Origin of the sequence: Terrabacter ginsenosidimutans (assembly GCF_039539425.1) — a bacterium.
Classification (GTDB): Bacteria; Actinomycetota; Actinomycetes; order Actinomycetales; family Dermatophilaceae; genus Terrabacter; species Terrabacter ginsenosidimutans.
In genome coordinates this window covers 25,021-38,544 of the sequence record NZ_BAABDC010000008.1, presented here as the reverse complement: position 1 = coordinate 38,544, position 13,524 = coordinate 25,021, and the positions used below count along the sequence as shown (strand labels likewise).

Sequence of the window (13,524 nt, the reverse complement as noted above, 5' to 3'; positions counted from 1 at the left end):
GACGGCATACGCCGGCAACTAGAGTCGGACCACCATGACGGACGCGTTGTCACAGGGCTCCCCGTCGCGGGGCCACGAGGGTTTCGAGGCTGCCGGAGCCGCGCCACACCTCGGGGCCTCGGCGACGGCCGACGTCTCCACCGGGTCGGCGGCGCTGCGCATCGCGATCGTCGGCCCGACCCACCCGCACAAGGGCGGGGTCGCGGCGCACACGACCATGCTCGCGCACCACCTGGCGGACGCCGGGCACGACGTCACGCTCGTCTCGTGGGCGCACCTCTACCCGTCGAAGCTGCACCACGCGGACGTGTCGGTGCCCGACGGCCAGCCCGAGGTGCCACCGTTCCCGCGGACGATCCGTGCGCTCAGCTGGGCCCGCCCCGACACCTGGGTGCGCGCCGGCAGGCGCCTGCGCGACGTCGACGCCATCGTCGTCGTCCACGTCATGCCCGCGGTCGCCCCGGCCCACCTCGCCCTGCTCCGTGCTGCAGGCGCACTGCCCGGTGCCGCGTCCGGTTCGACCGAGCCGTCCGAGCCGTCCGAGCCGTCCGAGCCCACCGGAACGGCGGGACCGCCGGGGTCGGGTGGTTCGACCGGCCCCCGCCCCCAGTCGGTGGTCATCTGTCTCAACGTCCTTCCGCACGAGCACCACGTCGGTGACCGACGCCTCATGGCGGCGCTGCTCTCGCGGGTCGACTCGGTCCTCGTGCACGGCGCCGACCAGGCCCGGGTGGCGCACGACCTGGGAGCCCGTCGGGTCTCCGTGGCCGACCTGCCGCCGCACGTTCCCGGCGGCGACCCGATCGCCCGTGGCCCGCGGCCCGGTCCCACCCGCCTGCTCGCCCTCGGTCTCGTCCGCGAGTACAAGGGGATCGACGTGCTGCTGCGCGCGATGCGCTCGGTGCCCGAGGTGACGCTGACGATCGCGGGGGAGCTCTGGGGGCCCAACCGCAGCGTCATCGGCCGCCTGGCCTCGGACCCCGCCCTGGCCGGCCGGGTCGAGATCCGTGACGGCTACGTGCCCGCCGACGCGCTCGCCGCCCTCCTGGCCGACCACGATGTGCTCGCGCTGCCGTACCGGTCGGCCACGGCGTCGCAGAACGTCGTCCTCGGCCACGCGCACGGGCTGCCCGTGCTGGCCTCGGACATCGCGCCCTTCTCGCAGCAGGTCGAGGACGGGGTGAACGGGCTGCTCGTGCCGCCCGAGGACGAGCGCGCGCTCGCGGGGGCGCTGCGCCGGCTCGGCGACCCCGACGTGCGCCGTCGCCTTGCCGAGGGAGTCCACACGCCCGACCTCTCGGGCCCGTGGGCGCACTACCTCGGCACGCTCGAGGCGCTGTCGGTCGACGAGAGCGTGCTGCTCGGTGACACGGGGTCGTATGCCGCGTCGTCCGGCCCGCGTCGCGGTGACGGTCCGGACGACGCCTTCGACGACGGGCCGGGCGACGATCTCGATGGCGACGACCCCTCGCTCGGGGACGATGACCCGGGGGACGACGACGACGACGCTGGCGACGACGACGCGCTGGCCCGGCGGGGTCGGGTCGTGCTCGGGGCCGTTCGCCGTGTCTCGGGACGGGTCCGTCGCAGCGCGGCCCAGGCCCTGCGGCACCGCGCCGCGCGGCGCCCGCTCGTGTCGTTGCGACCCGACGACCTGCCCGAGTGGGTCCTCGCCACCGACGTGCTCGGCGAGCCCGACGAGGCCGACGACGCGCGGCGGCTCTCACGGATCCTCGGCCTGCCGCGGTCGCTCGACAGCGTGTCGGCCTGGGCGGCTCTCGGGGCGCTGGCCGCGATCCTGCGGGTGCGCGACGACGGTCGCCGCAGTGCCGTCATCGTCGACGAGGGGGGCACGCGGTCCCTGTTGTCACGCTGGGCACGGGCCGTCGGTTTCGCGCCCGTCGAGATCGACTTCACCGGGTCCCATCCGAGCGTGGCCGCGCTCGACGTCGACACGGGCTCCCTCGACGTCATCGTCCGCATCCACCCGAGCGGCTGCGACAGCGACGACGTCGACCACGTCCTGGAGCAGGCGTCGTGGGCGCTCCGCTCGGGCGGTCTGCTCGTCATCACGATCCCGATCGGTCCGCGGGCGGCCGAGGGCGCGGTCGGTCCGGCCGACGTGCGCGGCATCCTCGCCCGTGCCCACGACCTCGGGTTCGTGCTCATCGGCGACCTCGACGGTGACGTCAACGCGCGGATGCGAGAGGCCGCGTCGCGCGCCCGAGCCGACGACGCGGCATACGGACTCGTGCGTCTGACCCTGAGACGGCGCTGAGCACCCCTGTGGGGCTGGGATGATGGGGCGGACATGACCCGCAAGAAGATCCTCACCGTCCTCCGCGTGGCCATCGCGCTCATCACCCTCGCTGCCGTCGTCTACGCCGTCGCGCGCAACTGGGCCGACGTGTCGGTGCACCTCGACCAGATCTCCTGGTCGACGTTCCTGTGGTCGATGCTGGCCGCCGCCGTGGGGACCTGGCTGACGATGATCGGCTGGAAGACGCTGCTGCGCGACCTCGGCTCCGACCTGCATCTCGCCCCGGCGTCCGGCGTCTACTTCGTCGGCCAGCTCGGCAAGTACCTGCCCGGCTCGCTGTGGTCGGTGCTCGTCCAGGCCGACATCGCGAGCCACCTCAAGGTGCCCCGCCGGCGCACCGCCGTCACGGGGCTGCTGGCGCTGGGACTGTCGCTGCTGACCGGCCTGCTCGTCGGGCTGCCGGCGGCCTCCTTCCTCATCACCCGTGACTCCTCGGGCTTCGACTGGTGGCTGCTGCTCGGCATCCCGATCCTCGTCGTCCTGTGCGTCCCGAGGCTGCTCAACGCCATCATCGACCGGATGCTGCGCACCCTGAAGCGTGAGCCGCTGGAGCACGGACTGTCCGCCCCGGCCGTCCTGCGCGCGGTCGCGACCTTCGTCCTGGTGTGGCTCTCCTTCGGGGTGCACACCCTGCTGCTGGCCCGCGCGGTCGCGGGCGACGCCCCCCACCCGGACCTCACGACCGCCGCGATGACGGGGTACGCCCTGTCGGTCTCCCTGGGCATGCTCACGGTCGTCCTGCCGGCCGGTCTCGGAGCCCGTGAGGGGCTGCTGACGATCATCCTCTCGACAGCCATGCCCACGCCTGCGGCGGCCGCGGTCGCGATCATGTCGCGCTTCATCGTCACCATCGTCGACGTCCTGGCGGCGCTGGGCGGGTGGCTCTACGCCCGCTCGCACCACCTGATCACCGAGCGGCAGGCCGAGCAGAGCGACCTCACGGTCTGACCGTCCGTCGCGTCGTTCGCGGGCCCTGCCTCCGCTCCCTGGCGGCCGCGGGCTACCGCCGTTCGAGGACGAAGACCGGGATGAGCCGGTCGGTCTTCGTCTGGTACTCGGCGTAGGAGGGGAAGGCCGCGACGCACCGCTCCCACCACTGGCTGCGCTCCTCGCCCTCGAGCTCGCGCGCGTGGACGGGGAAGGTCTCGGTGCCGACCTGGAGCTCGATGTCGGGGTGGGCGAGCAGGTTGCGATACCACTGCGGGTGAGTGGGCGCCCCGCCCTGGCTGGCGACCGCCGCGAAGGATCCGTCGTGCTCGACCCGCATCAGCGGCACCTTGCGGATCGCCCCGGTGCGCGCGCCGCGCATGGTCAGCATGACCACGGGCAGTCCCATGATGTCGACGGAGTCGGTCGTGCCGGTGTCCTCGATCGTGTCGACCTGCTTGCGGACCCAGGCGCTGGGGCTGGGGACGTACTCGCCGGTGATAGCCATGCCGGCAGGTTAGCCCGGAGCACGCGACCGGCCCCCGGTGGGTCACCGGGGGCCGGGAGGCGTGGACGCGAGCCGCGTCGGAGGCGGGACCGCTCAGGCGGCGCCGGGCTCCGGGGCGGAGCTCCACGGGTGGCTCTTGACGAAGTCCTCGACGACCGTCGTGTTGAGGCCGCCGCAGAGCTGGCGGTGGCCCATCTGCTTGCCGACCTTGCCGGTCGCCTGGTCGACGTCGGCAGACCAGTGCGACAGGGCGTACTTCTTGCCGGCAGGGAGCGCGCCATAGGCGGGGTCCCACGGGCTGACGAGGAACTTGTTGGCCGACTCCTTCATGGCGTTGACCTTCGTCGCGAGCGCCTGGAACGCGGCCGCCTGCTCCTTCTCGACGGAACGGTCGTACCAGAGGATCGTGTAGCCGTGCTCGAGGTTGTGCACCAGTGTCTCGATCTTGGGGGCGTCGGCGACGGTGTAGACCCGGCGGGAGTCGACGGCCGGGACGGCGAAGTGCTTGCCGCTCGACGGCGGGACCGTGGAGTACTGGATCTTCGTGACGTCCGGCTGGTTGGTGCCGGGGCCGACGTGGTCGCTCGAGCCGCTCGCGGGGTCGTTGGTGACGGGGTCGCACGAGGCCGCGGCGACGTCGCCGCTGATGTTGGCCAGCGCCTCGTTCTTCTTGTTCTGCTCACCGATGACGGCCCAGGCCACGGCTGCGCCGATGATGGCGATGACCGCGACGCAGGCGCCGATGACGACGAGGAGGCGACGGCGCTCGGACCTCTTCTGTGCAGCCTGCATCTGGGCGACGCGCTCGCGGCGGTCTCGGCTCGTCTCGCGGGCCATCGTTCCTCGATTCCTGTCGGTCTGTCGGCGTCGCCGGTCGGCAGCTGGGCACCGGTGGCAGCTGGGCAGGTGGTGCGGGGTTCACGCGTGCGGGTGTGAGTCGCTCGTCGGCCGGGCCGATGCGGTCCCGGTCAACACGGTGCCGAGTGTAGGCGAGGATGTTGTGGTGCCCGAACCGTCCACCCGTCGCTGGCGAAGCGACCGTGAGATCGCCCTGCGCGCCCAGCTCGGGGTCTTCCGGAGGGGGGCCGGCGACCTGACGTCGCGGTTCGGACGCGAGGGCACGGTGACCCGGGCGGTCCAGACGCCGGAGGGCGTCGGCACGCTGCACCTCGTGTGCCGTCCGGGCGACTCCGAGGTCCATGCCCAGGCCTGGGGACCGGGGGCTGCGTGGTTGCTCGAGGCGGTGCCGGCGCTCCTCGGTGACGAGGACGACCCGTCCGGGTTCGAGACGCACCACGATGTCGTGGCACAGGCGTGGCGCCGCTTCTCGCACTGGCGGGTTCCGCGCTCGGGCCTCGTGGTCGACGCCCTCGTGCCGGCGGTCATCGAGCAGAAGGTGACCGGTCAGGAGGCGTTCGCCGGCTACCGGGTCCTCGTCCGCCGGTTCGGCAGCCCCGCGCCGGGGCCGTTTCCCGGGCTCATGGCGCCCCCGACGGCCGCCGGGTGGGCCGCGATCCCCTCGTGGGCGTGGCTGCAGGCCTCGGTCGACAGCGCGCGGTCGCGCACGGTGGTGCGAGCGGTGGGGTATGCCGGCCGCCTCGAGGAGGGCGCGTCCGTGTCGGTCGCGGAGGCGCACCGTCGCCTGCGGGCACTGCCCGGAGTGGGCGTGTGGACCGCGGCGGAGGTCGCGCAGCGAGCGCTCGGCGACCCGGACTCCGTCTCGTTCGGTGACTACCACGTGGCCAAGGACATCGGATGGGCCCTCACGGGGACCCCGGTGGACGACGCGGGGCTCGCGGAGCTGCTCGAGCCCTATCGGGGGCACCGCTACCGCGTGCAGCACCTGCTCGGGCTTGCAGGCCACCACCGGCCGCGTCGCGGTCCGCGGATGGCGCCGCGGACCCACCTGCCGACGCGGACCCGCTGAACGGCATACGTCCTCGTGACGCACGACGGCCCGGCACCCCCTGCTGGTGCCGGGCCGTCCTCGCTCGCGCTGCTGCCGACGGGCTCAGTGCTCGTGGCGGGCTGCGCTCGTCACCTCCGGTAGGACACGACGACGCTCGGTCGCGGGAAGCCGTCGGTGTGCGGCCACGTGCTCGAGGGAGTCTCGAAGGTCGCGCCGTCCGTCTCGCCGGGGTGCTGCACGGCGACGAAGACCGAGAGCTGGTCCTCGGTGACGAGCGGACCGCACGTCTCGGCGCCGTAGGGCACGGTGAGGAACTGCTCGACCCGGCCGCGCTCGGGACCGGCGACGGGCACCCGGAAGAGGCCATCGTTGGAGCCCAGGACGTTGCCGTCGGTGGAGAGCCACAGGTTGCCGGCGGCGTCGAAGGCGACGTTGTCCGGGCAGCTGATCGGGCTGACCTTGGACTTGTCGTAGCCGGCGAAGTAGGTCTCCGGGGCTGCGGGGTCACCGCAGACGAGGAAGAGGTCCCACGTGAACGTCGTTGCGGTGTGGTCATTCCCGAGCTCCGTCAGCTCGAGCACGTAGCCGTTGCGGTTGCCCGACTTGCTCGTCAGGGGCGCGCCGAGGCTGGACCTGACCATGCTCGAGGCGAGCGGGTTGGTCTCGTCCGTCGGGTACTTCACGCCGCGGTCGGAGTTGTTGGTCAGCGCGGCGTAGATCTTGCCGTTGACGGGGTTGGGCTCGACGTCCTCGGGGCGGTCCATCTTCGTCGGGCTGACGGTGTCGGCAGCGAGGCGCGTGTTGATGAGCACCTCGGCGACGCTCATGCCGGGGACGTGGGACGTCGTGTCGGAGGTCAGGGCGACCCACGTGCCGGTTCCGTCGAACTCGCCGTCGCCGGTGCCGTCGCCGGCGAACTTCGCGACGTAGAGCGTGCCCTTGGTCAGGAGCGTCTTGTTGTGGGCCCGGGCCGCGCGGGAGTCGCCCTTGCGGAAGCGGTCTGCGGAGACGAACTTGTAGAGGTAGTCGCCGCGCTCGTCGTCGCCCATGTAGGCGACCGCATGACCCGAACGCGAGATCGTGACGTTGGCGCCCTCGTGCTTGAAGCGGCCGAGCATCGTCTGCTTGACCGGCGCCGAGTCGGGCTCGTAGAGGTCGACCTCGACGACCCAGCCGAAGCGGTAGGCCTCGTGCGGGTGCTTGCTGAGGTCGAAGCGCTCGTCGACGGTCGACCAGCCGCGGTTGGTCGCGGCGGAGGTCGCGAGGCCGTAGCGCTTGAACGAGGTGGCGACGGCGGGGTCGACCGCGCCCGAGGCGTCGAAGTAGCCGTTGAAGTTCTCCTCACCGGAGAGCACGGTGCCCCACGGGGTCGTGCCTCCGGCGCAGTTGCCGAAGGTGCCGAAGACCCTGGTGCCGCTCGGGTCGGCGGCCGTGCGCAGCAGCTCGTGCCCGGCGGCGGGGCCGTGGACGGCGAACTCGGTGTGCACGGTGATGCGGCGGTTGTGGCGTGCCTTGCGGTGGTCGGAGCGGATCCAGGACCCCTTCGCCCGGCCCCGCTCGATGGTGACGACGGCCATGCCGTGGGCGGCCATCGCGATCTTCTTGATCGTGGCGTCGTCGTACTCGCCGGTCGGGAACATGAGGTTCTCATCGGTGTACTCGTGGTTGGTGACCAGCAGGGCGCTGCGGCCCGTGAGGGGCAGCACTCCGACGTAGTCGTTGTTGTAGCCGAACTGCCTGGCCTGGGCCTCGGGCGTCTGGGCGTGCGCATCGAAGCGCGGGGCGCCGGCCTCGACGGGGTCGCCCCAGCGGATGACGACGTTGTGGGTGAACTCCGGGGCGTTCGTCACCGCGTCGACCCGGTTGGGTGCGACGGGGGTGAAGGTGGCTCGGCTGACGTCGCCGGTGGCGCGGCCCCGGGCGGCGGAAGCGGGTGTGCCGGTGGCGGCGGCCGGTGCGGCGGTGGCGAGTCCGCCGACGACGAGGGCTCCGGCGCCGAGGGCGCCGCCCTTGAGCAGCGAGCGACGGGCGAGGGCGCCCTCGACGAGGTCGCGCATCGCGGGGCCCGCCGACTCGTTGGGGACGGGGGCGTCGCAGGCGTTGTTGCAGCGGTAGTGGCACGTCATGCGGCTGCGCGAGCCGTGCCGCGGCGTCGAGATCAGGGGGAGAAGCTTGGGGGTCACGCGGGTGCTCCTTCGGCGAGGTGAGTCCGCCGCGCCCCTCTGGTCGGCGCGGCTGGGAACCACCTGTGACGTTAGGAGCGCAGCGGGAGCGCCCGGGTGCTCCTCCGGTGGCCATCGGGTGAACTCCACGTGTCCCCTTGGGCCAAGGACATCTCAGCCGAATGCTGACCCGGCCCGGCCGAGCCTTCGCCCGCTCAACGAGCGGCGTTGCGGGTCACGGGATGTGGCGCTCGGCATCGACCTCGTTGCGCATCTCGACAAGGGCCTGCGCGTGGTCGCGCAGGGCGATGTCCTCGTTAGTCGCGGGCACCCACGGGCGCGCAGCGACGGCGTTGCCGTCGACGTCGAGCGGCACGAAGACGATGAGGGAGTGGGTCGTCAGGTCGAGGTCGCCGGTGGAGGGGTCGCCCGAGCGGACGTGCACGCTGATGTGCATGCTCGACGTCCCCGTGAGGAGCAACCTCGCCTCCACCTCGACGAGGTGGCCGATGCGGAGGGGACGGTAGAAGCGGACGCCGCCGGCGTAGACGGCGACGTTGGATGCCGAGCCGGTCCACTGCGTCGCCAGCACGTGCGCGGCCTCGTCGATCCAGCGCATGACGATGCCGCCGTGCACCTTGCCGCCCCAGTTGACGTCGGTCGGGGCGGCGAGGAAGCGCAGCACGACGCGTGGGGCGGTGCCGGCGTCGCTGTAGGTCTGGGCGGCCATGGCGGCTGCGATCTCGTTGCGCAGGCCGATCCGCGTGACCGCACTCTCCTGCCACTCGCGATCGCGCTCGTCCTCGGGGACGAGCTGGGGGACCGGCGTCGGCCGACCGTGCTCGTCCACGGCGACGAAGACCATGATGCAGTCGGTCGTCGGGCGGAGGTCGCCGTCCTTGGGGTTGCCGGCGGAGACGGTGACGAGGATGTGCATGCTCGTCGTGCCGGTGTGGATGACGCGCGCGGTGGCCTCGACGAGGTCGCCGACCTCGACCGGACGGGTGAAGCGCACGTTGCCGACGTATGCCGTGACGCTGTACGTCCCGCTCCATCCGGCGGCGGCCGCGTAGCCCGCCTTGTCGATCCACTCCAGGACCCGTCCGCCGCCGACCGTGCCGGAGTAGCCGGCGTCCGTGGGCGCGGCGAGGAAACGCAGGGTGATCTCGCGCGCGCCGCGGGCCATCGGTTCCTCCTCGTGCAGGGATGCTGGCCACGAGAGTGGCAGACCTCGGGCGGCCGTGAGCTCGGAGTCCGCCCTGCGGTTCCCCAGTCGTGGTCGCGCCGGCCGGTCAGCAGGCGCGGGCGCGGGCGCGTGCGGCGTCGCGCGACGGCGCCGGCAGCTGGGGTTGCAGATCGAGCAGCGCCACCTGGAGGGCCGTCGCGCGGCCGTCGACCACGAGGTGGCCGCGGCCGGCCCGACGGACGGTGTCCGGTTGGAGCCGCACGCCGAGCACGTCGCCGTCGGCGGGCGACCCGGCCCCGAGCAGGACTCCGACACCGTCCCGGGACACCTCGGGCACGAGACCACGGAAGGAGCCGTTGGCACGCGTGAGCTCGGCAGCGAGCACGATGACGCCGTCGGTGGTGTCGACGAGACGCGCCATCTCGAGGAGCGCCCGCTCGACCGGGCTGCCGTCCACGAGCTCGCCGTCGTCGATGAGCACGCAGAGGTCCGGATCGGCTCGGCGGGCAGCGACGAGCTCGTCGGCATCGAGCTGCGTCAGCAGCAGGCATCCGTGCGCGACCGTCCACGACGACAGCGGCGACCGGCGCGGGCAGACCGTCGCGACGTGCCGTCCTTGTCCCACCAGTCCCTCACCGATGGTGGCGAGAGCCGACGAGCGTCCGGATCGGTGTGGCCCAGCCACGAGCACGCGGCCGCGGCCCCTTCCGAGGGGCAGACTCACCGGAGCCGCGTCGTCACCACCAAGGCCGAGCCACAGGTCCGCCGTGCTCGCAGGCATCGCATCCACCGCGACACGTTCCGGCAGTGCAGTGATCCGCCACGGGCTCGTCCGCTGCGCCGGGGACGAGCAGGACTCTCCGGTCGCGGACGAGCCGTCTCGCACCGTCGCACGAGCGACGGCGTCGGCGACCGCTCCGTCGGGGTCTCCGGCGCCCGGGAGGGCGAGCTGCAGCTCGCGACCGGTCTGGAGGTCGACCGCGCGCCCCGGGGGCCGTGGAGTCGTGGCGAGGGACGGTGAGACCCCCGCGAGGGTGAGGTCGAGCGGATCCGGCATGGGCAGCACGAGGCGGTGCTCGAGCAGGCCCGGCAGCCTCCCGGACAGGATCGCGCGGCCGCCGGTGACGGCGAACCTCACCCCGGCCGCTGGACCGTCGCGAAGGAGACGGTGGAGGTCGTCGACGGGCGCACCGTGGTCGATGCCCGACAGCGACTCCTCGAGTGACTCCCAACCGTCGACGAGCACCACCGTCCGGACCGGTCCGGTCTCCTCCCGGTCGACCAGGCGGAGCAGCCGCGAGATGAGCCGCGTGCTCAGCCCGGGGTCGCCCGCGTCGGTGACCGTGCCCACACAGTGGAGCCGCGCGAGCTCGGCACACGGTCCCGTGGCGCCCTGGAGCACGTGGACGTGCACGTCGCGCGCCGCCGCGGTGTCGGCGATCCCGAGGGCCAGGGTCACCAGGGCCGTGGATCGGCCGGATCGTGGTCCACCGGCGATCCCGAGATGCCCCAGCTCCTCGTGGCGCCAGTAGAACAGCTCGCGGCGCTGGTGGACCGGATCGTCGACCAGGGCCAGGGGTGCCCCGTCGGCGTCGGCGGGACCACTGGAACCGATCGCAGCACGAAGGTCGGCGACGCTCACGGCCGTCGGGAGCGGCGGGAGCCAGGGTGGCGTCGACGGGTCGAGGTCGAGAAGGTGAGCGGCGGCGATCGCGGCAGCGACGACCGTCTGCAGCTCGGTGGGCTGGTCCGGGGCGTCCCGACCCGGCTCATCGTGCGGTGCGAGCGCTGGGACGGACAGGTCGCGGACGACGACTCGGCCCCGGTCCGTCGGGCCCACTGCCTGTGACATCGGCCGTCCGAGGTATGCCGTCTGCACCGTGCTCAGACCACGGTCACCCACGCGCAGGCAGGCGCGTCCGGGAGCCCTGGGATCGATGGACGCAGCATCTGCGGCATCGACGACGTCCTCGCTGTCGGCGCGGTCGCGCACTCTCAACGCGATACGGCAGGCCACGTTGGCGCGCATGTCCGCCGAGACGATGCCGGCCGGCCGCTGCGTCGCCAGGACGAGGTGCAGCCCCAGGGACCGGCCCAGAGCCGCGACCCGGACGAGTCCGGTGATGAAGTCGGGGAACTCGTCGGCGAGAGCCTTGAACTCGTCCACGACGATGACGAGCCGCGCCAGCGGAGGCAGCTCAGGGCATACGGAAGCCGCCCGGCGGTAGTCGTCGAGGTCCCGGACCGAGGCCTGCGCGAAGAGTCGTTCGCGGCGCTTCATCTCGGCGTCGAGCGACGTGAGGGCACGGCCGGTGAGGTGTGCGTCGAGGTCGGTGACGAGACCGACCGTGTGGGGCAGCCGAGCGCAGTGGCTGAAGGCCGAGCCGCCCTTGTAGTCGACGAGGACGAAGGTGAGCTCGTCGGGCCGGTTGGTCACAGCGAGGCCGGTCACGAGCGCCTGGAGCAGCTCGGACTTGCCGGATCCCGTGGTGCCGCCGATGAGCACGTGCGGCCCGTCGACGCTCAGGTCGACGGTGAGCGGCCCGTCGGACGTGCGTCCCAGGAGCGTTACTGGACGGCCGGTGCTTCGTGCCCACGACCGAACCACACCCTCGGCGGTTGTCGGGTCGAGGCCTGCCGCTCGGTGCAGGTCGACGAAGGACACCACGCGAGGAAGGGCGGCCTGCCCGGTCTCCGGGGTGGCGTCGACGAAGGGCGCCATGGCCCGACACACCCCTTCGAGCCAGCCTGGCGACGGCAGGTCGGGCACGACCTCGGGGATCGTTCGACCGTCCTCGCGGAGGATCGCCTCCTCCCCGGTGGCGCAGACGTCGAGTGAGACCTTCGTCTCGGCCGGCAGGGACGTGATGTCGCGGTCGATGCAGACGAAGACGACCCCTGCCCGGGGTCCGTCCCTGAGCAGCTCGGCGATGCCCGGCAGGGCCCTCATGGCGCTGGCTCCGTCGAGGACGACGAGGAGGTCGGGGGAGGGGCGCCCGTCGGGTCGCGCCGGTGCCTCGGCTGCGCTGAGGCGCCCGCCGACCAGGACTCGAAGGCCGGCGACCAGCCGTGCGACGTCCCCGGGACCGGCGACCACCCGAGCGCCCGACAGGATGTCGTCGCTCAGATGCGGCAGATGAGTGGCCCACCTCCAGTCCGCGCCGTGGTGCTCGGTGTCCACCAGGACGTAGAGAGCCAGATGGCGAGGCGTGTGCCAGGTCGCGGCCTGGGCCACGATGGCACCCGCGACCGAGAGCGTGTGCTCGCGCCGCCCGGCGATCCCGGCGATGCCACACCGGGCGAGATCTACGAGGGCGGGGAGCCCCTCGGTCCACGGAGGCCCCTCGGGCACCGGGCCGTCCACCTGGACCTCGGCCGGCTGTGTCGCCGTGCCGACCCGGACGACGAGGTGGTCGTCGTCCCGCGGACGGCGCTCCCACAGGCGGGTGCCCCGACGCCGCACGACCGCCTCCAGGACGCCGAGGTCCGGGTGTCGCTGGTGCCGGCGGGCGGCGTCCGCCACGGCGGCACGGTCGAGGTCGGTGCGGGCCTGGGCGATCACCGCAGTGTGGTCGCGCACCAGGCGCCGGTAGGACTTCCGCCCCGCACGCCGGTCACTCCACCACTGTCCGAGGAGCATCACAGGTGAGAGCAGGGCGAAGAGAAGGAGCGTGGGCGACGACAGGGCGATAGCCAACCCGGCCGACACGAGCACGGGCGCGAGCGACGCGAGCAGGGGCAACCGTTGGTGGTCCGGGCGACTCGGGTGACCGGGGAACGTCACGAACTCGGGCCCGTTCCCGTCGCGGAAGCGCGGCGGGCGATGGATGTGGACCTCGCCGTCGACGACCTCGTGGAATCCGCCTTGGACGTCCGGCTGCCCCAGGACCAGCGTCGTGGACCCCACCGTGAGGCGCTGACCGGGCGACACCCTCGCGCCCTCGTGCGGCAGCTCCGAGCCGTCGAGCCGAGACCGGTTCGTCGGCTCGAGATCGCGGACCGTGACCCCCTCCGCGGTCACGTCCATGACCGCGTGGGACCGCGAGACGCCAGCGTCGTCCAGGCGCACATCGGCTGACGCAGCCCGGCCGAGGACGTGCTGCCCGCGGCCGAGTCGGCACACCCGACCGGCCCCGACGCCACCGGCGACGCGCAGCTCGACCGCGCCACGACCCGGTCGGGACGGGACGGGGTCGTCCGGGCACGCGACCGTCAGGAGGGCGCCCTGCAGCAGCGGGGCGGCCCCGAGTACATCGGCGTCGACCACGGTCCGGCCCTCGATGCGGAACCCGCAGTCGGGGACACCCACGCAGTTCGACAGCAGCGAGCGGACGTCGCCGAAGCGCGTTCCCGACGCGGCTTCGATGACCACCTGACGCGGGGCGGTCCCTGCGTGCCGCGTGTCGATGACGGTCATGGTCAGGTGCACCGGAGCCTCCTTGTGGTGGTGTGCCCATGAGACGCCTTGCGGTACCGGGACGGCGGACTGCATCCACAGGTGTGGACAGCGGG

8 protein-coding genes are annotated in these 13,524 nt (G+C 72.8%); 3 read left to right on the top strand and 5 right to left on the bottom strand.

Going from position 1 to position 13,524, the window contains the following annotated elements; genetic code table 11:
* Positions 1–34: 34 nt before the first annotated feature.
* Both ABD831_RS18795 and ABD831_RS18790 read left to right on the top strand, forming a co-directional pair.
* Positions 35–2,278: a glycosyltransferase family 4 protein gene (locus ABD831_RS18795; protein ID WP_344950292.1), complete on the top strand. Its 2,244-nt coding sequence runs from the start codon at positions 35–37 to the stop codon at positions 2,276–2,278.
* A gap of 33 nt (positions 2,279–2,311) precedes the next feature.
* Positions 2,312–3,268 (top strand): lysylphosphatidylglycerol synthase domain-containing protein, encoded by a 957-nt coding sequence (locus tag ABD831_RS18790; RefSeq protein ID WP_344950289.1) that lies wholly within the window; start codon positions 2,312–2,314, stop codon positions 3,266–3,268.
* 52 nt (positions 3,269–3,320) lie between these two features.
* Here ABD831_RS18790 and ABD831_RS18785 read toward each other — a convergent pair whose 3' ends face one another.
* Entirely contained in the window at positions 3,321–3,755 is a 435-nt protein-coding gene (locus tag ABD831_RS18785; protein ID WP_142179861.1) for a nitroreductase/quinone reductase family protein, read from the bottom strand.
* A gap of 93 nt (positions 3,756–3,848) precedes the next feature.
* Positions 3,849–4,592: a DUF3105 domain-containing protein gene (locus ABD831_RS18780; protein WP_344950286.1), complete on the bottom strand. Its 744-nt coding sequence runs from the start codon at positions 4,590–4,592 to the stop codon at positions 3,849–3,851.
* Positions 4,593–4,755: 163 nt separating this feature from the next.
* Between ABD831_RS18780 and ABD831_RS18775 the strand changes: the two genes are divergently transcribed.
* A complete protein-coding gene (locus tag ABD831_RS18775; protein WP_425582853.1) occupies positions 4,756–5,682 on the top strand; it encodes a DNA-3-methyladenine glycosylase family protein in 927 nt (308 codons plus the stop codon).
* A gap of 110 nt (positions 5,683–5,792) precedes the next feature.
* Here ABD831_RS18775 and ABD831_RS18770 read toward each other — a convergent pair whose 3' ends face one another.
* The 3 genes from ABD831_RS18770 to ABD831_RS18760 all read right to left on the bottom strand — a co-directional run bounded on the left by ABD831_RS18770 (position 5,793) and on the right by ABD831_RS18760 (position 13,441).
* Positions 5,793–7,847 carry a PhoX family protein gene (locus ABD831_RS18770; protein ID WP_344950281.1) on the bottom strand — a complete coding sequence of 685 codons (2,055 nt, stop codon included), beginning with the start codon at positions 7,845–7,847 and terminating at the stop codon, positions 5,793–5,795.
* Positions 7,848–8,061: 214 nt separating this feature from the next.
* The gene (locus tag ABD831_RS18765; RefSeq protein WP_344950278.1) at positions 8,062–9,012 is read right to left on the bottom strand and encodes an acyl-CoA thioesterase; all 951 of its coding nucleotides are present in this window, start codon (positions 9,010–9,012) and stop codon (positions 8,062–8,064) included.
* Positions 9,013–9,118: 106 nt separating this feature from the next.
* The gene (locus ABD831_RS18760; RefSeq protein WP_344950275.1) at positions 9,119–13,441 is read right to left on the bottom strand and encodes a type VII secretion EssC family protein; all 4,323 of its coding nucleotides are present in this window, start codon (positions 13,439–13,441) and stop codon (positions 9,119–9,121) included.
* Between the last annotated feature and the right edge of the window lie 83 nt (positions 13,442–13,524).